The organism is Phocaeicola sartorii JCM 17136 = DSM 21941, from assembly GCF_054653615.1.
Window position 1 is genome coordinate 22,433 of sequence record NZ_BAAIFW010000006.1, and the last position, 19,847, is coordinate 42,279.

Consider the following 19,847-nt stretch of genomic DNA (forward strand, 5'->3'; position numbering starts at 1 on the left):
AGACGCCTTATGCAGCAGAAAAAAATAACATTCGACAGCTTTATCCGCGGGATACTGACGGCAGTTGTCATTATCGGCATTCTATATTTGGTAAAACGGCTCAGCGGAGTGTTGCTCCCCTTTTTCGTGGCATGGCTTATTGCCTACCTTATCTATCCGATGGTTATTTTCTTCCAGCACAAGCTGCGTCTGAAGAACCGGGTAATCTCCATATTTGTTGTTTTATTAACCTTGGCATCTATCCTGACCTTGGCATTTATAGGACTTGTCCCCCCTATCATCGAAGAATTCGGTAAACTGAAAGAACTGCTTACCGATTATTTTGTGGAAGGTTCCAAGCAAGCGGCCATTCCCGGCACTGTGGCCAACTTCATAAAAGAGCATATAGATATGCTGAAAATACATGAAGCACTGAACGAAAACAATTTCGCGAACACCATGCGCAATGTACTTCCGCAAGTATGGGCATTGCTGACCCAGTCCGTCAATATTGTGGTCAGTGTATTTACCTCATTCATCATCCTGCTTTACACCTTTTTTATTTTATTGGATTATGAAGCCATCGCACGAGGATGGATCAAGCTGGTTCCTATCAAGCATCGTGAAATGACAGTACGCATCGTCACCGATGTGCAAGATGGCATGAACAAATATTTCCGCGGCCAGGCGTTTGTCGCTTTTTGTGTAGGAATTTTGTTCAGCATAGGTTTTCTTATCATTGATTTCCCACTGGCTATCGGTTTCGGCCTGTTTATCGGACTTCTCAATATGGTACCTTATCTTCAGCTCATCGCTTTCATCCCCACCATCCTGCTAGCCTTACTGAAAGCAGCTGATACGGGAGAGAATTTCTGGTGGATATTATTTTGCGCCTTTTTGGTGTTCTGCATCGTGCAAATCATACAAGACGCGCTGATCGTGCCGAAAGTTATGGGAAAAATCACCGGCCTGAATCCTGCCATCATTTTATTATCCCTCTCCGTCTGGGGAGCGTTAATGGGAATTGTAGGAATGATTATCGCTTTACCTTGTACCAGTTTAATGCTTTCTTACTATCAAAGGTATATACGGATAAAAGAAAAAGAATTTTCCGAAAGGACAGAAACAACTGATAATCAACAGATAGATAAATCAGAAGAAAAATAATTCAAAAAAAGAAAGCAATATATTTGCATGTTTCATATTAAACGTCTACCTTTGCACTCGCAATTCGGAAGAATAGCAATAATAAAGGATTGATTCGCTAGCTCAGCAGGTAGAGCACAACACTTTTAATGTTGGGGTCTTGGGTTCGAGCCCCAAGCGGATCACTGAAACGCTGGACAGAAATGGACAGTAAATGTACAACTCCTACAATATCAAGGTATTGTAGGAGTTTTTCTTTGTATAATGTCTGTGACCTAAGACATGAAAAGGTCACAAAAAGACACACTTTCGTGACCAATTCGTGACCTGTCCACCCTCTAAGATTTTAGGTCACGGAATGTCCAAAATTGACGGTTTGTTGTCTTGATTTGTCCGTACTGCAAATATCTCATTTTCAGTTCATCAATTTAAGTTTGTAACTAAAAAAAAGAGATTATGAGAAGTACTTTTAAGCTACTCTATTTCGTCAAACGAAATGCAGTAAAGAAGAACGGCAACGCACCGATTATTGCACGTATCACTATTGACCAAGTTGTAGCCCAGTTTAACACCAAGCTGGAAATAAATCCGGCTCACTGGAGCGTGGAATTAGGCAAAGCTTCCGGCAGAACCGCAGAAGCCGTACATATCAATTCCATGCTGGAAAGTATTCGTAGCACAGTTCATCAACATTACCATGCGTTAATGGCGCAAGACGGATATGTAACCGCAGAACTGGTAAAGAACGCTTTTTTAGGCAAGATAGCAAGGGAACGGACTTTGATAGAGTTCTTCAAACAGCACAACGAACAGTATTTGCAAAAGGTTAAAATGAATACCACAGACAAAACCTACTCACGTTATGAACTGACAAAGAAACGGCTTATGGAGTTTATGAAGTTTAAATACTCCGTTTCCGATATGCTCATTAAAGATATAAATGTGGTATTCATTGAAGATTTCCTGTTGTATATCAAGAATAACTATGGGTGCAGCCATAATACGGCGATGAAGTTTGTACAACGCTTTCGCACGGTGGTAAACTTTGCCAAGAATACGGGTTTAGTGACTGCCGACCCTTTCGGGAGTTATCGGGTAAGGTTTGAGCGTACCGATAGGGATTATCTGACTATGGAAGAAATTACCGCTATTTACAATCACGAGTTCAGCACTAAGCGACTGGAACAAGTGCGTGACTTGTTTATTTTTAGCTGCTATACGGCACTTTCTTACATTGACGTATGCGAACTAAGACAAGAGGACATTCGCACCGGATTTGACGGTAATTTGTGGATTATACGGAAAAGACACAAAACGAATGTTACATCTACCGTCCGGTTGCTGGATATACCAAAAGCCATATTGGAAAAGTACAAAGATAAATTGCCAAACGGTAAGATTTTACCCATTATCAGCAATCAGAAAATGAATGATTACTTAAAAGAAATCGCAGCCATTTGCGGAATTGAAAAGACCTTAACCTATCATGTCGCAAGGCATTCTTGTGCGACTTCGGTACTGCTTGCCAATGGTGTTCCCATTGAAACGGTATCTAAGATTTTAGGTCATACCAATATCCGGACTACTCAAATTTATGCGAGGATTACCGATTTGAAGGTAAGTAACGACATGGAAATGTTGGCTCAAAAGCTGGACGCTGCACACAGGATTGCCAGCCGATGAAATCATGTTATCGTCAGATAACAGCAAGGTGTGATTTGTGGCACACAAATCTGTTTTCCGTGCCGCAAAACACCTTGGGCAAATTCACTCCGAAGTCGTGTTGCCAATTAAAAAAAGACATTCCCTAACTAAAGATTTTCGCTCGTCGGGACGGGTGGTCCCGCCCCTTGCCGCTGGGCGTTCCCCGACCGATGAGTTGTTAACTAGTCAGAAACAATAAAATACACAATATCAGTTTATTTATTTTCATACATACAATATAATTTCTCAATGAAATAAGTTATATTTGAAGTCATAATTGTAGATTCTATTAAAATAAGTTTAAACCCATGAAATACGGAAGACATCAAATTGATAAAGCAGGAGAGATTATCATGTCCTCAAAAAACAATGAAGATTATGATAATGCAATGTTAAAGATAAATGAATGGAGAACATTGCATCTTCCTGCTTTAGACACTTTACAAAAAGAACTACTCTCTTTGTTAAATCCAAACAAAACTGATATTTTTTTAACATCTAGAAGATTAAAAAGAATCACCTCTATTTTATACAAACTCGATATTAATCCAGAAATGCGTTTAGGAGGAATGCAAGATATTGGTGGTTTTAGAATTGTGGTTAATGATATTGAAGCTTTACTAAATACTAAAAAGGTTTTATCTGAAAATATTCCTACAAGCTTTGATTTAGTTAAAATCATGGACTATATTCAAGAACCTAAAGAAAGCGGATATCGTAGCATTCATTTTATTTACAAGTATAAATCCACTGACGATAATACAGACGGCGCAAAAGTTGAATTACAAATAAGGACTAAGTTGCAACATAGCTGGGCTATGGCAGTTGAAACTGCTGGTTTAATAACAAGCACACCCCTAAAATCTAGTATGGGTTCAGATGACTGGCTGACTTTTTTCAAAATTGTAAGTTCTCTATTTTCGATTAAAGAAAAGCAGCCTATTCTGAAAGTGCACAGAGAACAAGGATATGACGTACATGGCTTGATGAAGCTACTATACGCAATCAATGTCGAGCATAATCATAGTGACACATTAAAAGTACTAAATGTATCAGGTATCCAGGCTAAGAAAGAAAATTTCAAAAACGGCTATTATATATTAAATATTAACTTTGAATCAAAAATCGTAAAAATCAGCGCCTATTCAAAAGAAAAAGAGAACGAAGCATCTATGGCATATTCAGAATTAGAAAAAGGAGTAACAGATAAATGTAATGCCGTTGTTTTAGTGTCAGTTCCTAAAATGAAAGAATTACAAGATGCATATCCTAGTTATTTCCTAAACACATCAGAATTTCTTTTAGCTATTGACACAATGATGGAAAATTGCAAAAAAATGAAACTTATTCCTTCTTGACCAATATAAAAACTTTCATCCTTTGCTAAAGATTTTCACTCATCGAGACGGGTGGTCCCACTCCCTTGCCGCTGGGCGTTCCCCGACCGATGAGTTTATTTTGCAATCCTGCAATCTTGTTTTATTGAAATATTGATAGCTTGATTGATTGAAAGCAAGATTTCAATATGGCAGGATTGAATGAAAACAATAAACCATTCAATATTGATTGAAATACTGAATGGTTTATTTATTTCCAAGAATATAATTACTTGCGAAAAGAAAATAAAACTCGCATCATGTATCGTTTTCATCCATTCTTCGGAGCAGACTTTTTTGCAATGTTTCCAAATACCGAGTTCTATTTATCTTACGGCTTCGCATTTCCAAATAAGAATGATATAAATCACCAATATCTATACTGAACACATTTTCAAAATATCCTGCAATCTCTTTTAAAGTAGCCGTTCCTTTATTAAAATCCCCATTCGCTTCTAAAGCATAAATCAGTTCTACCAACGCCCTTTTAGAGCCAGTCCAACGCAAAATAGTTTCTACAACCTGTCCGTTATCCGCTTTGCGCTGTACAATACGCTCCAATTCTTGCAATCTGTTAGTCAAATAGATTTTCAACAGTTCGTTGGTAATAATTTTAGCCACTTTAAAATCATATCCGGTTGAATATAGAGGGTCTTTATCAATATGGGAACTGTCTGTACATATTCGTAAATCGTTTTGGTTTCGGGTAAAATAATACCTATCCAAATAAGTAGATTTAGAACGGTAATACTGATAAAAGTCCAAGTTCCTACTGAAATAAAACGTCAAACTATCCAATTCTTTATATAAATACTCTCTTTGTTTCATATCACTACCGGTAGGATATTTACTCTCAATGACATATATTTTATTGTAATACAAATACTTGCTCAATACTTCCGGCTTATACTCCTTAAAAAAAGAGATTTCTTCCGTTTCATCAGCAAACTGATAAGCTAATATATATTTTCTCAATTCATCACATAAAGGCTGAATAAAACGCATCATATGCAAAGCACTGTCAATGCCCATACAATCATCTATACCGAGCTTTTCTATCTCTGTATTGATTTGGAACAATATCTTATCTACAAATTGCATAGAATATCTTTCAAGTTTCCGTTCTCTAATTTATATAATGAGTTCCCAGTAAATCATCAGTGGGCATAGGCATACCACAACTTTGGCAAATTCTCTGTTTCATATTTTAATTGAGTCGATAAATAAAATTAACTACAAATCTAAAAATCACGTTCTCGCATTAAGGTATTCAGATAAAGACAATATCGAATAAAACACATTTTTAGGATTACAGCTTTCTAAGGCTGTAGCTTCACTTTGTGGAATACTCCAAGCAGCAGACAGACACATCACATTGGCTTTCCTGCACTCCGTTATATCCGAAAGTGCATCCCCGATATATACGATTTCATTTGCAGCCAAATGATAATCGCATAAGAGTTCTTTCAATGCTTCCGACTTGATGTTCCTTTCAGCGTTTCCCGTAATGATTTTTGCAAAAGAAGTCTTCATATTGAATTGCTTGAGAGTTATATCACAACTGTTCATCCCCTTTCCAGTGATAAGCACCACAATGATACTCTTTTGTTTTAATAAGGCTATCAACTCACGTATTCCCTCAAAAGGTGTCGGACACATTTCTTGATGCAGTTCCTTATAAATCACATAAAATTTATGCAACGCCTGTTGCCGATAGGGTTCATCAACGACACACCCAATCATGCCTTCTTCATTCAAACCAAAAGTATGCCCCACTTCTTCGTCCGACAATTCATGTCCGATATATGGTTGTGTGGCTTTCTTGAAAGCCTGTACGCACATCGGTAAGGTATTGCCTATCGTACCGTCCAAATCAAAAGCGACTAATTTAATCATGGCTATGCGAAGTATTGATTTTCCGAATTACCCTACATGGATTTCCTATAGCAAGACTATTTGACGGAACAGATTTAGTGACAACACTTCCCGCCCCGATAACGCTTCCCTGACCAATAGTAACACCCGGCAGGATAATAACACCGCCGCCAATCCAACAGCCGTCCTCAATGGTAACAGGCAGGGCATACGTGTGACGGATATATGCTGTCCCTTTTTCTGTTTCTATCGGTGTCAGCCGCTCATTCAATTCAACAGGGTGGGTAGCCGTATAGATTTGCACATTGGGGGCTATCAATACATTGTTGCCGATAATGATTTTGTTGCAGTCCACAAAGGTACATCCGGTGTTTATGCTGACATTATTACCTATGCTGATGTTACAACCATAATCGCATATAAAAGAATGTCCTACTGAAACTTTCTTGCCAATGCTTTCAAACATTTCTTTCAGTATTGCATATTTCTCTTCTTTACACTCATACGACAAGGAATTGTATTTCAGCAACAATTCATGCGTTTTTCTTTTAAACTCCATAAATACGGGAGCATGGCAATTGTACCATTCGCCCGACAAGCATTTTTCCAATTCATTTTTCATACCTAATCATGATAAAAGTTACTGCTTTATTTTATTCATGGCAAAGTTATACATATTTAAGCGTAAATATATGTATTATTTTTCCTTTTATCTGTACCTTTACACCTAAAATAGCAAAATAGATAAAATGAAAAGGGAAAATCTACACCAGCCGTTTGAAATTTGTTTCAGTGAACTGGACGAATCACAATTAAAGGAACACGACCATACTTTTTTTGAACTGGTGTATATTCTATCGGGAACAGGTATTCAATGGATAAACAACAATAAATTTCCGTATCATGACGGACATCTTTTCATGATTACCCCCGGTGATATACATTCTTTCGACATTCATACTACCACAAAATTCGTATATATAAAGTTCAATGACATTTATATTCATTCGGCTGTTTTCGGAGCAGAAAACATTCAACGGTTAGAATTTATACTGCAACACGCTAATCATCGCCCCGGTTGCATATTGCGCAATCAAACCGACAAATTGCTGGTAAAACCTATGATAGAAGCGATTATCCGTGAATATGTGAACAGGAACATATACAGCAGTGAAATTATTACGCAGTTAATCAACACAATTGTTATTGTTGTTGCCCGTAACATTACTATGTTCCTACCTGAACAGATAGATGAAAATTCGGAAGAAAAGTCACTGAACATCTTGCAATATATTCAGTCTAACATTTGTTATCCCGAAAAGATAAAGGTTAAAGCGATAAGCCAACATTTTGGTATTTCCCCTAATTATCTTGGGAGATACTTCAAAAAGCAGACTAACGAGACCATGCAGCAGTATATCTTAAACTATAAAATGAAAATGGTGGAAAGTCGGCTTTTGCACAGTGAAATGAGAATTAGCGAAATAGTAGAGGAACTGGGATTTACAGATGAAAGTCATTTGAACAAGCTATTCAAGAAATACAAAGATTGCAATCCAACTGATTTTCGGAAGAAATATCGTATTTAATAAGGCTATTTTTTAGTGCAAGGTGCAAGTATATATTTATATATATAGCTTGCACCTTGCACTAACCTTAGAATGTTTATTTTCAACGATTTGCATAATCCGAAAATAATGCGTACATTTGAACCCAAGATGTTGGCAGACAGACACCGGACAACAGCAGACAGTTTTTAAGGACTAAAGCGTGACGGATACAAAGCCAAAATTACTGAAAGTACTGATATTTAGGAAGAAATAACGCTTGGTTCATAACCCAAGCGGATCACCAAAGAATCAAGCAGTTATCTAATTTAGATAGCTGCTTTTTTCGTTTAGAACACTATATTTTGCTACATTTATGTAAGCCAGTGTGTAAAGCAACAACCGGTCAAACAGACCAACCATACTGTTCTATTTCTCCCTTTTAAGCATAAATAATACCGATGACTTGCTCATTCCTAGAATAATAAATACCTTTGCAACCCTAATTTTAAAAAGCAATGAAATTTGATATCAAAAGACATATTTATCTTACACTCTTATTCATCTTATCCTTCACTACAGGAACGGCGAATCCACAAGAAGCAGACAGCATCCGTATAACGGTAACAGATACGATACCTACCTATACCAGTGACTCCGCAGTCATCAGCTTCCTGAAAGATGCCGGCATTCCCATCACCCGGAACAGTAAACTGAAATTATTGAAAAGCGGCCGCGCCAAATTCATCGACCTCTTTGAGGAAATACGAAAGGCGAAACATCATATTCATCTGGAATACTTCAACTTCCGTAATGACTCCATAGCCAATGCACTATTTGACTTATTGGGTGAGAAAGTGAAAGAAGGAGTGGAAGTCAGAGCACTGTTCGACGCTTTCGGCAACCTGTCGAACAACAGACCGCTGAAAAAAGAGCATCTGAATGCCATCCGCGCCAAAGGCATAGAGATTGTCAAGTTTGACCCTTTTAAATTCCCCTACATCAATCACGCCCTGCACAGAGATCATCGCAAGATTGTAGTCATAGACGGAAAGGTGGGATATACCGGCGGCATGAACATAGCCAACTATTATATCAAAGGCCTGCCGGAAATAGGCGACTGGCGAGACATGCATATCCGCATAGAAGGGGAGGCTGTAAATGAGTTACAGGACATCTTCTTGACCATGTGGAACAAAAGCACCAAACAGCATGTAAGCGGAGACAAATACTATCCCTTACGAAACGATTCCACTTTCAAAGGAGACAAGAAAGTAGCGATAGTGGACCGTGTTCCCAGAAAAGCTCCCAAACTGATGCGGCAAGTGTACATCAAGTCCATTGATGCCGCACAGGACAAGGTACAGATAGTGAACCCGTACTTCACCCCCACCTCCAGCGTCAAGAAAGCCATTAAACGCGCCTTGAAACGAGGTGTGGAAGTAGAGATCATGATACCGGGTAAATCGGACATTCCCTTCACCCCTGACGCCGCTTTCTATACTGCGAACAAATTGCGCAAGAAAGGAGCGGAGATTTACGTGTACAACGGAGGGTTCCATCACTCCAAAATCATGATGGTGGACAGCCTGTTCTGCACCGTGGGAAGCACCAATCTGAACAGCCGCAGCCTGCGCTACGACTACGAGGTGAACGCCTTTATCTTTGACAAGGCAACCACCCACGAACTGAGTACCATGTTCGAACACGACAAACTGGACAGTACCCTCCTCACCAAAGAAGAATACAAAAAACGCTCCGGTTGGAAGCGCTTTGTAGGTTGGTTTGCCAATCTGTTCACACCGTTCCTTTAACCCGAGGAACGGCGTAATTGCTCAATTCCAAATATCCGTATCCCATTCCGGAGTCCAACCGGTGACTGTTCCCTGTTAGTCCGGCTTCCACTTCTGGAGACATCCATTTACACGTACGTACGTGTAAATGGGGTTCGCATTTTGCCGTTTCATAACTGGAGTTTGAAGCGGATTCTACAAGCAGAGTGTTCTTTCTTCCATCTATTTCACCTTATTATAAGGTGAAGATAAAATAAATCCCTTTTTCATCCCCTCAAACTACGATATTTTTCTTATTTTTGCCCAAATATGTAATTCCGCCCGATAAGGCACAAGAGAACGAGATAGAACGATGAGAGTAGTTGATTTAATAAAAAGTACGGATAAGACGGCTTTTTCTTTTGAAATCCTCCCTCCGCTGAAAGGAACGGGTATTGAAAAACTATATAAGACGGTTGATACGTTACGCGAATTCGACCCTAAATATATCAATATCACCACCCACCGCAGCGAATATGTATACAAAGACCTGGGCAACGGGCTGTTCCAACGCACACGCCAGCGCCGCCGCCCGGGAACGGTTGCTGTTGCCGCCGCTCTGCAAAACAAATACAATATAACAACAGTGCCGCATATCCTGTGCAGCGGCTTTTCCCGCGAAGATACGGAATATGTATTGCTGGATCTCCAGTTTCTGGGTATCACCGACTTATTGGTGCTGCGCGGTGACAAGGCAAAGCATGAATCGGCCTTTGTTCCCGAAACCAATGGTTATAACCATGCCATAGAACTGGAATCACAGATCAACGATTTCAATAAAGGCGTGTTTGTGGACGGTTCACCCATCAAGATAACAGGAACCCCTTTCAGTTATGGAGTAGCCTGCTATCCCGAGAAACACGAGGAATCGCCCAACATGGAGCAAGATATTTATTGGCTGAAAAAGAAGATAGAAGCGGGAGCCGAATATGCTGTAACACAGATGTTCTATGACAACCGCAAATACTTCGAGTTTGTAGAAAGAGTAAGGAAAGAAGGTATCAATGTACCGATCATCCCCGGCATCAAACCTTTCCGCAAACTATCCCAGCTAAGTATGATACCCAAGACATTTAAGATAGACCTGCCACAAGAACTGGCAGTCGAAGCAATGAAATGTCAAACCGATGAAGAGGCCGCAGCCCTTGGCATAGAATGGTGCATACACCAGTGCAGAGAACTGATAGGTTATGGTGTCCCCAGCATCCATTTCTATACCGTAAGTGCTGTGAACAGTGTGAAAGAAGTAGCGAAAGCGATTTATTAGTGGTGAGTAACTAGTGATTAGAAAGAATGTTTTTTAAAGATGTAATAGGACAAGAAGAAGCAAAGGAACGGCTCATTGCCGAAGTAAAGGAAGGGAGAATCCCTCATGCCCAACTGATTTGCGGTCCCGAAGGTACAGGAAAGTTACCTTTGGCAATAGCATACGCCCGTTATATTTGCTGTGAGAACCGTGGCGGGCACGATGCATGCGGAGTATGCCCCTCTTGTGTGAAATTCAACAAACTGATACACCCTGATTTGCATTTCGCCTTTCCCGTGATCAAGAAAAAAGCCGGAAAGGACACGGTATGCGATGATTTCATAGCAGACTGGCGCAACTTTGTTCTGCAAAACCACTATTTCAATCTGAACCATTGGCTGAAAGAAATGGGAGCAGAAAACCAACAGGCGCAAATCTTCGTGAAAGAGAGTGACGAGATTGTACGAAAACTCAGCTTGAAATCCAGTCAGGGCGGTCATAAAATCATGATCATCTGGCTTCCCGAAAAAATGAACATGGAATGCAGCAACAAACTGCTGAAGTTATTGGAAGAACCTCCCGCCATGACTGTTTTCTTATTAGTATCCGAAGAGCCTGATGCCATCCTGCAAACCATCCAGAGCCGTACCCAACGATTTAACATTCATGGTATCGAAGAACCTGAGATTTCAAAAGTACTGCAAACCAAATACGGATTGCAACCGGAAGACGCCGACGATATAGCGCACCGCTCAGAAGGCAATTTCCTGAAAGCACTGGAAACCATACACCTGAGCGAGGAGAACAAATTGTTTTTTGAACTCTTCATAAGCCTGATGCGCCTCTCCTACCAACGGAAGATACGCGAGATGAAACAATGGAGCGATGCGGTAGCCTCCATGGGGCGTGAGCGTCAGAAGAATTTTCTGGCCTACTGCCAACGCATGATACGCGAAAACTTCATATACAACTTTCATCAACGTGATTTAGTGTATATGAATCCCGAGGAACAAAATTTTTCCACCCGTTTCGCACCGTTTGTCAACGAGCGGAATGTGATGGGCATAATGGACGAACTAAGTGAAGCACAACTACATATAGGACAGAATGTGAACCCCAAAATGGTGTTCTTTGATTTCTCTTTGAAGATGATTGTGCTATTGAAAAATTAAAAGTTGAGAATTGGAGATCAGGAAACAATAGCATTGCATGGCATTTATTTCTTAGTTCTCAATTCTCAATTCCCAATTAAAACAGAATTATGGATAATGAATTCAAATTAAAGGACGGAAGTGGCTGTTTGTGTTGCAAAGGCTGCGGACGACAGGATAAGCAGCTGAACACATACGACTGGCTGGCTGATATCCCCGGAAACACCGAGGAACAGGAAATGGTCGAAGTTCAATTCAAGAATACCCGCAAGGGGTATTACAAGAACAGCAACAAACTGAAGCTGGAAAAAGGAGATATAGTAGCTGTAGAAGCAAGTCCCGGACACGATATCGGTACGGTAACCCTGACGGGAAGACTGGTGCCTTTACAAATGCGCAAGGCAAACATCAAGCCCGATGCTGAAATCAAACGTATCTACCGCAAGGCTAAACCGGTAGATATGGAAAAATACGAAGAGGCTAAAGCCAAGGAACATGATACCATGATCCGCTCCCGTCAAATAGCCAAAAATCTGAATCTGGACATGAAGATCGGTGACGTGGAATATCAAGGAGACGGCAACAAAGCTATCTTTTATTACATTGCGGACGAACGCGTGGACTTCCGCCAACTGATCAAGGTATTGGCTGAAGCTTTCCGCGTACGTATCGAGATGAAACAAATCGGTGCCCGCCAGGAAGCCGGACGCATTGGCGGCATCGGACCCTGCGGCCGTGAATTGTGCTGCGCTACCTGGATGACAAATTTTGTGTCCGTATCTACCAGCGCAGCCCGTTATCAAGATATTTCCCTGAATCCACAGAAGTTAGCCGGGCAATGCGCCAAACTGAAATGCTGTCTCAACTATGAGGTGGATGCTTATGTAGAGTCCCAGAAACGCCTGCCTAGCAAAGAAATGACTTTGGAAACTGTAGATGGGACTTTCTATTTCTTCAAAGCGGACATTCTGAAGGGAACCATCATGTATTCTACTGACAAAAACTTCATAGCCAATGCTGTAACCATCACCGCACGCCGTGCATTTGAAATTATCAATATGAACCGACGTGGTGAGAAACCGGAAAGCCTGACCGAATCCGTGAAAAAGAACGAACCTCAGAAACCTGTCGATTTGGTGGAACAGGAAAGCTTAACCCGGTTCGACAAACGAAAAGGTAACAACAGCAACCGAAAGAAAAAGCGCAAACCGGAAAACAACGGCAATAACGGTACCAACGGAGAAGGTACCCCTAACGAGAACAAACGTCCACAACCATCCAGAGAGAACCGGCTGCAACAGCCAAAAGAGAACCGGCCACCCAGAGAAGGGCGTCCCAAGCAACCCAGAGACCCCAAAGAACCTAGGGAACCTAGAGAAAACAGGACTCAACAACCACGCGAGGAGAACGGAAACCACCCTAAAGAAGAAAACCGTAAGCGGGAAAACCGCGGTCGGGAAGAACGCAACCGGGAAAATAAGGAAGACGGAAACCGGAACCGCAACAGACGCCGTCCCAACAACGGCAACAATGAAGGAGGCGGTGAAAACCGGAACGACGGAGGCGGAAAGGAAAACAACAATAACAACAACGGAAACAAGAGCCAAACTCCGAATGAAAAGCCACAAACTCCTGCATCAACTAAAGAATAAACTGACATGGCTGCCAATCCTAATATTGGCAGCCTGTCAAAACAATACAGTCTATCACTCTTATGAACCCGTGTCCCTTGACGGATGGAGTAAAAGTGATACGCTTGTCTATACCTTGCCCAATTCGATCCCTGCCGGAAATTACGAAGTGGAAATCGGCATACGCCATCAAGAATCTTACCCTTACAGAGATCTCTGGTTAGAAATCGGCCATAACACACAAGATTCCTTGGTTTATGTCACAGATACTTTGCAACTCTTTCTTGCCGATGAAGCCGGAAACAAAACAGGAGACGGCCCTTGCGGACTATATCAATGCGGCCTGCCTTATAAGGCATCCCTTCCCATCCGCGCGGAAGGAAGCACACGTGCTTTCCGCATCGTTCACATCATGACGGACAATCCGTTAACAGGAATCAGTGATGTAGGTATCCGGTTGCGAAGGTTGGAAAGCCCGATGAACTAATGTTTCCCCCGTCCTGCATCAATGCGCAGAAATACAAAAAGCAAGATTGTAAATCCCCACAAGGAAGACCCTCCATAACTAAAAAAAGGCAATGGTATGCCGATAACGGGAGTCAGCCCCAACACCATACCTATATTAATAAACAGATGGAATAAGAAGATGCTCAGCACCGAATATCCATAAACACGGGCAAAACGGGTATGCTGGCGCTCCGACACCACAATAAGACGTAAAATCAGTCCGGTGAAAAGAAGCAAAACAACAGCCGAGCCTATAAACCCTTCTTCTTCTCCTACCGTACAGAAGATAAAGTCCGTATCCTGTTCGGGTACATACTTCAGCTTGGTCTGCGTACCATTCAAAAATCCTTTTCCCCATAAGCCTCCCGAACCAATGGCAATCTTACTCTGATTCACATTATATCCTGCTCCGGCCAAGTCCTCCTCCATGCCCAGCACCACCTTGATACGTATCTGCTGATGCGGCTCCAGCACATGATTGAAAACATAATCAGCAGAAAAGAGAAACCCCATCGATCCTATCGCGAACAGAGCGATATAAAAATAATTGCGCATACGTTCACGCATGGAAAGGAAGATCAAGTAGAACAATAAAGCTACACACAACCCATATTGAAACCAGGTAACATCAAAAGGGATGACATAATACGAGAATAATAAAGCCAGCAAGGTACCACCGGCGCCAATCCCCAGAATATACCACACTACCGATGCTTTCTTACAATAACTATTCACCAGCAAGGCAGAAAGAATGACGATCAACAACAATACGGAAAATTCACCGATAGAAGTACAGTCATCCGCCATCAGTTCATTGTCAAAACGGATTCCAACTACAAAATAAACCACAGCACAAATTCCCGCAAACAAAATAGAACCCGGCATCCCCTCCCTGTAAAACATAAAAAAGAAAGCCAGATAAACCAGCGCCGACCCCGTTTCCCGTTGTAAGATAATAAGCAGCATAGGCAGCAACACCATCCCTACTATAGGCAATGAATACTTCAACTTGCTCATGGTAAACCCATAGACATTCATGAATTTAGCCAAAGCCAGCGCTGTAGCAAATTTAGCGAACTCCGCCGGTTGTAAACTTACAGGCCCGAATTTTATCCACGAATAAGAGCCCTTGGTATCCTCTGCCAGAAAAGGTGTTACCAGCAGCAACAGCAGCATAGCCCCGTACAGAATGTAGGCAAACATATCATATAGTTTATCCTCCAACATCATCAGGATAAATCCAAGCCCCAACGAGCAACAGATCCATACAAACTGTCTTCCCGCACGGGTATCGAAACTGAAGAAATCAATTTCGCCATAATCATAGCTGGCTCCACATACGCTGAACCATCCAAAGATAACCAACATCAGATAAATGCAGATGGTCATCCAGTCCACTGATTTCCATATACTATCGTTCGTGTATGCCATAATCTATTCGTCTGCTTTGTATTTCAGCCGCTTTCGCCTCACTCTCCGGTGAAAGCTCGCCCTTTAAATATTTCTCCATGATCAATGAACCGATGGGCACACCGTAAGTTGCCCCCCATCCACCATTTTCCACATAGACCACCACGGCGATCTTAGGATCATTCATCGGTGCGAAGCCCATAAAAGCGGAATGGTCTTTTCCACGGTTCTGCGCCGTACCGGTCTTGCCGCACACTTCAATACCGGGGATATTGGCATTACGGCAAGTACCGCCCGTCACTGCCGCACGCATCCCCTGGACTACTGTCTCATAATGTTCGCGGTTCACCTTCGTATAATGTTTGGAAGTAAACAAGGTGTCCAGCGGTTCGTCTTCCACTTCTTTCACCACATGCGGAGTAATATAATAGCCCCGGTTGGCAATCGTAGCTCCCAGGTTGGCAATCTGCAACGGAGTAGCTGTCACCTCACCCTGGCCGATGGAAATAGAAATAATAGTCAGTCCGTTCCAGGAACCCCGGTAGTTCTTGTCATAATAGGCGGCATTCGGAATCATCCCGCGTTTCTCACCGGGAAGGTCCACTCCCAGCGGATAGCCGAATCCCATGGAAACCATATAGTCACGCCATGTATTCATGGCAGCCTGTACGGAACCATACTTTTTCTTCGCCCCTATCATGTGAAACAGCCCCCAACAAAAATAGCCGTTACAGGAAGTAGCGATAGCAGGCACCAAAGGTAGTGGGGAGCCGTGTGCATGGCATCCCACCCGAAGTCCGGCATACACAAAACCATGATAGCAAGAATAGGCTGTCTGGGGAGTAATAATCCCTTCTTGCAGGAAAGTCAGCGCCTGGGTAGTCTTGAAAGTAGAGCCCGGCGGGAATTGTCCCATAATGGAACGGTTCAGCAAGGGTTTCCAACTGTCGCGTGCCAGTTCCAGATGGTTTTTACCCCGTTGGCGTCCTACCATCAGTCTCGGATCAAAAGAGGGAGCGGATACCATGCAGAGTATTTCTCCTGTTGACGGCTCGATGGCCACTATACTGCCTATCTTTCCTTCCAACAAACGCTCTCCCAACATCTGAAGTTCTATGTCTATACCTAGTTTCAGATTCTTTCCCGGGACGGGGGTTTTGTCATATTTCCCGTCCATGTACCTTCCCTGGATACGTCCGCGGGCATCGCGCAGTAATATCTCCACTCCTTTCTCGCCCCTCAGCTGTTTTTCGTATGAGCGTTCCACCCCCTGTTTCCCTATGAAGTCACCACGTACATAGTAATCGTCCGCTTCAATGTCGCCCTTGGACACTTCCGCGATATCCCCCAAGACATGAGCCGCCGAATTGTAATTATACTGGCGGATGGTGCGCCGCTGAATATAGAAACCTGGAAACTTGAACAACTTTTCCTGGAAGACCCCGCACTCTTCCGCCGAAAGTTGGGTCATAAATACCTGATGGGTATAAGGGGAGTAGCCCGGATTGGAACGTCTGTCCCTGATCTCACGGATACGCTTCTTGAAATACTCGGGGGTAATGTTCAATGTTTTACATAAATCAAGCGTATCAAGGTCATGTACCTCTTTCATCACCATCGTGACATCGTATGCAGGCTGGTTATACACCAGCAGGTTGCCATTCCGGTCGTACATCACCCCACGGCTAGGGTATTGCGTCTTGTTCAGAAAAGCGTTGCTGTCCGCATTCTTTTTATAATCCTCGCTCATAATCTGCAAGGTAAAAAGACGTATCAGATAAATCAGCACAATAACGATTACCGATGCACCGATCACATATTTCCTTTTCTCCAGATTATAATCTCTTTCCACTATTTTTTCCTCCTGATCGCCTCAGCGCACAATATACAAACGATGGTTATCGAGGCGTCTGTCAATATTTTCAATAATAATACAGGCAGGTTGAAGAATGAAAAAGTATCAATGACAAGTAAGATAGAACAAAATAAGAAAGTGCACAACAAGATATACCGGAAGAAAGGCGAGAACCCCATACTCTTGACACCCGGTTCAAAATCCTCGGCACTGTCGCGGAGAGTGACCAGCCGCAAGACAGGCCCGCGCATAAAAGCCAGTACTGTAGCCGCAGCCGCATTCATCCCCGGCGTGTTACCAAATATATCGACAGACAATCCCAGCAGGAACGCCCATATCATGAGGACATTGCGACCCACTCCCGAATTGTATTTCAAAATAAAATAGATAAAAAAGAAAGGAGTGGCATACCCGTTGATATGCATGTGATTCAATACCAGCACCTGCAACAGTACCAGTCCGATAAACCACTCTATTCTTTGTAGATAAGTCAACATCCGCCTTCTTACTTAATCGTTTTTACCTGCTTTTCCAACTCCAATTGTTCTTCCTGCCCTTTTTGGGCAATTACGCGCACATCGTTCAAACGGGCAAAGTCCGTAAACAGCTTCACTCGCAGCAAATAAGACAACCCATCGTGACTATCGGCAATATCATCGACCGTACCCACCGGAATACCGGAAGGAAAAACAGCACTATGCCCGCTGGTCACAATTGTATCACCTAAAGAAAATAATGAATGACGGGGCATATCCTTTACAAAAGCAAATTCGGACGAACCGCCATCCCATTTCAAGAAGCCGAAATAATCACTCCGTCTGATTTTACAGCTGATGCTGCTTTTGGAGTTCAACACCGGAATGACGATGGAGTAATGCGGGGAAGTGAGATAAACAATACCAACCACACCGCTTCCGTTCACTACCCCCATCTCACTACGGATTCCATCCGCTTCTCCTTTATCAAGTGTAATATAGTTGTCAGCATGGGTCACACTGTTGTTTATCACGCTGGCCTTGAAAATATCATAACCAGCCAGTGCTTCCCGCTTGATCTGTTCTATGCCACTGCTGTCTTCCGTCGCTTCGGCCAAAGCTTCACGGATACTCTCCAACTGCAATTCCAATTCCACATTTTTCTGTACCAATTCATCGTTAATGGCCTTCAGATGAAAATATCCGGTAACATTGTTGGCCACATCATACATAGCTCCCGATACCCAATTAGCCGATGTAAAGAACGCGCTTCCTTGATAACTGTTGAAACGGAATAATAAAGCAAAACTGATTGTCTCCAGAAGAACAAAGAGAAACCAGTAGTTATACTTTAAAAAGAAATTCAGCAGATTCTTCATTAATAATAATTATTCAATGTGCCAATTGAGCAATGTGCCAATGTGCTAATGTGCCAATTGGTGCGCCATGTCCGCATGGTAATTGGCATATTAGCAAATTGCCTCATCAGCAAATTATTTACCGCATTAGGAATGAGAAACGATCTACATTCTTCAGTGCAATACCAGTACCTTTTGCCACACTCAGCAAAGGATCTTCGGCAATATGGAACGGAATATTGATCTTATCTGTCAGACGCTTGTCCAGGCCACGCAGCAAAGCACCGCCACCTGCCAGATAAATGCCGTTCAATACAATATCGGCATAAAGTTCAGGGGGAGTCTGTTCCAACGCACTGAGGATAGCCGTTTCGATCTTGGCAATGCTCTTTTCCAAACAATGAGCCACTTCCTGGTAGCATACCGGAACTTCCATGGGAAGAGCAGTGATGCGGTTAGGTCCGCGTACAATGTAATCTTCGGGAGCATCATCGCCCAGATCAGTCAAGGCAGCGCCTACGTGTATTTTGATACGTTCGGCCATACGTTCACTGACCTTTACATTGTGCTGGCGGCTCATATATTCCTGAATATCGGCAGTGAGGTCGTCACCGGCAATGCGGATCGAGTTGTTGGACACAATACCACCCAATGAGATCACAGCAATTTCTGTAGATCCTCCGCCTATATCAACAATCATGTTGCCTTCGGGAGCCTCCACATCAATACCGATACCGATAGCAGCAGCCATCGGTTCAAAAATCAAATAGACGTCACGTCCTCCGGCATGCTCGGCACTGTCACGCACCGCACGAAGCTCTACTTCGGTACTGCCTGAAGGGACACCGATCACCATACGCAAAGAAGGGGAAAAGAAGCGGTTGCCCATGTTTACCTTCTTGATCAGACCGCGCATCATTTGTTCGCAGGCATTAAAGTCGGCGATAACCCCGTCGCGCAACGGACGTACGGTACGGATATTCGGATTTTCCTTCTCGTACATCATTTTGGCTCGTTCGCCTACGGCAATCATCTTGTCGGTACGGCGATCAAGCGCAACGACCGAAGGTTCGTCCACTACAATCTTCCCGTTATTTAAAATGATGGTATTGGCAGTGCCAAGGTCCATCGCAATCTCTTGTGTAAAGGAGAATAATCCCATAAATTCATTTACAATTTAGCAATTTACAATTTACAATTCGCAATTTACCATTTACATGAACAAGACTACCCAAACAGTCCGGATGTACATTGT

The 19,847-nt window shown here is 42.5% G+C and carries 18 protein-coding genes and 1 tRNA gene; 10 read left to right on the forward strand and 9 right to left on the reverse strand.

The window, feature by feature from the left end; all coding sequences use genetic code 11:
- The first annotated feature begins 9 nt into the window (after positions 1–9).
- From ACYQ0C_RS17225 to ACYQ0C_RS17240, 4 genes are all read left to right on the forward strand, one after another.
- On the forward strand, positions 10–1,146 hold the full coding sequence (locus ACYQ0C_RS17225) for an AI-2E family transporter (protein WP_016278653.1): 1,137 nt from the start codon (positions 10–12) through the stop codon (positions 1,144–1,146).
- Between the two features lie 91 nt (positions 1,147–1,237).
- Positions 1,238–1,310, forward strand: a tRNA-Lys gene (locus ACYQ0C_RS17230).
- Positions 1,311–1,581: 271 nt separating this feature from the next.
- Positions 1,582–2,808 (forward strand): site-specific integrase, encoded by a 1,227-nt coding sequence (locus ACYQ0C_RS17235; protein ID WP_149967984.1) that lies wholly within the window; start codon positions 1,582–1,584, stop codon positions 2,806–2,808.
- Between the two features lie 329 nt (positions 2,809–3,137).
- On the forward strand, positions 3,138–4,187 hold the full coding sequence (locus ACYQ0C_RS17240; RefSeq protein ID WP_149967982.1) for a RelA/SpoT domain-containing protein: 1,050 nt from the start codon (positions 3,138–3,140) through the stop codon (positions 4,185–4,187).
- Positions 4,188–4,463: 276 nt separating this feature from the next.
- On the opposite strand, the gene ACYQ0C_RS17245 is transcribed toward ACYQ0C_RS17240, so the two are convergent.
- Genes ACYQ0C_RS17245 through ACYQ0C_RS17260 form a run of 4 tightly spaced genes read right to left on the reverse strand, consistent with a single transcriptional unit; the run spans position 4,464 to position 6,702 of the window.
- Complete coding sequence (locus tag ACYQ0C_RS17245; RefSeq protein WP_025076651.1) at positions 4,464–5,306, reverse strand: RteC domain-containing protein; 843 nt, start codon at positions 5,304–5,306, stop codon at positions 4,464–4,466.
- Between the two features lie 25 nt (positions 5,307–5,331).
- Positions 5,332–5,409, reverse strand: a complete 78-nt coding sequence (locus ACYQ0C_RS17250) for a zinc ribbon domain-containing protein (protein WP_117737530.1) — start codon at positions 5,407–5,409, stop codon at positions 5,332–5,334.
- 44 nt (positions 5,410–5,453) lie between these two features.
- The gene (locus tag ACYQ0C_RS17255) at positions 5,454–6,101 is read right to left on the reverse strand and encodes an HAD family hydrolase (RefSeq protein ID WP_025076652.1); all 648 of its coding nucleotides are present in this window, start codon (positions 6,099–6,101) and stop codon (positions 5,454–5,456) included.
- On the reverse strand, positions 6,094–6,702 hold the full coding sequence (locus tag ACYQ0C_RS17260; RefSeq protein WP_117737378.1) for a sugar O-acetyltransferase: 609 nt from the start codon (positions 6,700–6,702) through the stop codon (positions 6,094–6,096). Before ACYQ0C_RS17260 ends, ACYQ0C_RS17255 begins: the two co-directional genes overlap by 8 nt.
- 127 nt (positions 6,703–6,829) lie before the next feature.
- Here ACYQ0C_RS17260 and ACYQ0C_RS17265 point away from each other — a divergent pair, with 127 nt between their 5' ends.
- The 6 genes from ACYQ0C_RS17265 to ACYQ0C_RS17290 all read left to right on the forward strand — a co-directional run bounded on the left by ACYQ0C_RS17265 (position 6,830) and on the right by ACYQ0C_RS17290 (position 13,974).
- Positions 6,830–7,669, forward strand: a complete 840-nt coding sequence (locus ACYQ0C_RS17265; protein WP_025076653.1) for an AraC family transcriptional regulator — start codon at positions 6,830–6,832, stop codon at positions 7,667–7,669.
- Positions 7,670–8,145: 476 nt separating this feature from the next.
- Positions 8,146–9,441 carry a cardiolipin synthase gene (cls, locus tag ACYQ0C_RS17270; protein WP_016277699.1) on the forward strand — a complete coding sequence of 432 codons (1,296 nt, stop codon included), beginning with the start codon at positions 8,146–8,148 and terminating at the stop codon, positions 9,439–9,441.
- A 331-nt stretch (positions 9,442–9,772) separates the two neighbouring features.
- Complete coding sequence (gene metF / locus ACYQ0C_RS17275; protein WP_016277700.1) at positions 9,773–10,726, forward strand: methylenetetrahydrofolate reductase [NAD(P)H]; 954 nt, start codon at positions 9,773–9,775, stop codon at positions 10,724–10,726.
- Positions 10,727–10,752: 26 nt separating this feature from the next.
- Positions 10,753–11,877, forward strand: coding sequence for a DNA polymerase III subunit (locus tag ACYQ0C_RS17280; protein WP_016277701.1), 1,125 nt, complete (start codon positions 10,753–10,755; stop codon positions 11,875–11,877).
- A gap of 89 nt (positions 11,878–11,966) precedes the next feature.
- Positions 11,967–13,508, forward strand: a complete 1,542-nt coding sequence (locus ACYQ0C_RS17285) for a PSP1 domain-containing protein (protein WP_016277702.1) — start codon at positions 11,967–11,969, stop codon at positions 13,506–13,508.
- Positions 13,471–13,974, forward strand: a complete 504-nt coding sequence (locus tag ACYQ0C_RS17290) for a gliding motility lipoprotein GldH (protein WP_016277703.1) — start codon at positions 13,471–13,473, stop codon at positions 13,972–13,974. Before ACYQ0C_RS17285 ends, ACYQ0C_RS17290 begins: the two co-directional genes overlap by 38 nt.
- On the opposite strand, the gene rodA is transcribed toward ACYQ0C_RS17290, so the two are convergent.
- The 5 genes from rodA to ACYQ0C_RS17315 form a co-directional block, all read right to left on the reverse strand.
- Complete coding sequence (gene rodA, locus ACYQ0C_RS17295) at positions 13,971–15,425, reverse strand: rod shape-determining protein RodA (protein WP_032942050.1); 1,455 nt, start codon at positions 15,423–15,425, stop codon at positions 13,971–13,973. The two genes, ACYQ0C_RS17290 and rodA, sit on opposite strands and share 4 nt — an antisense overlap.
- Complete coding sequence (mrdA, locus tag ACYQ0C_RS17300) at positions 15,406–17,256, reverse strand: penicillin-binding protein 2 (protein WP_016277705.1); 1,851 nt, start codon at positions 17,254–17,256, stop codon at positions 15,406–15,408. Before mrdA ends, rodA begins: the two co-directional genes overlap by 20 nt.
- The gene (gene mreD / locus ACYQ0C_RS17305; RefSeq protein WP_016277706.1) at positions 17,256–17,756 is read right to left on the reverse strand and encodes a rod shape-determining protein MreD; all 501 of its coding nucleotides are present in this window, start codon (positions 17,754–17,756) and stop codon (positions 17,256–17,258) included. Before mreD ends, mrdA begins: the two co-directional genes overlap by 1 nt.
- Before the next feature lie 8 nt (positions 17,757–17,764).
- Complete coding sequence (mreC, locus tag ACYQ0C_RS17310; protein ID WP_016277707.1) at positions 17,765–18,613, reverse strand: rod shape-determining protein MreC; 849 nt, start codon at positions 18,611–18,613, stop codon at positions 17,765–17,767.
- A 118-nt stretch (positions 18,614–18,731) separates the two neighbouring features.
- A complete protein-coding gene (locus tag ACYQ0C_RS17315) occupies positions 18,732–19,754 on the reverse strand; it encodes a rod shape-determining protein (RefSeq protein WP_005842742.1) in 1,023 nt (340 codons plus the stop codon).
- Positions 19,755–19,847: the final 93 nt, after the last annotated feature.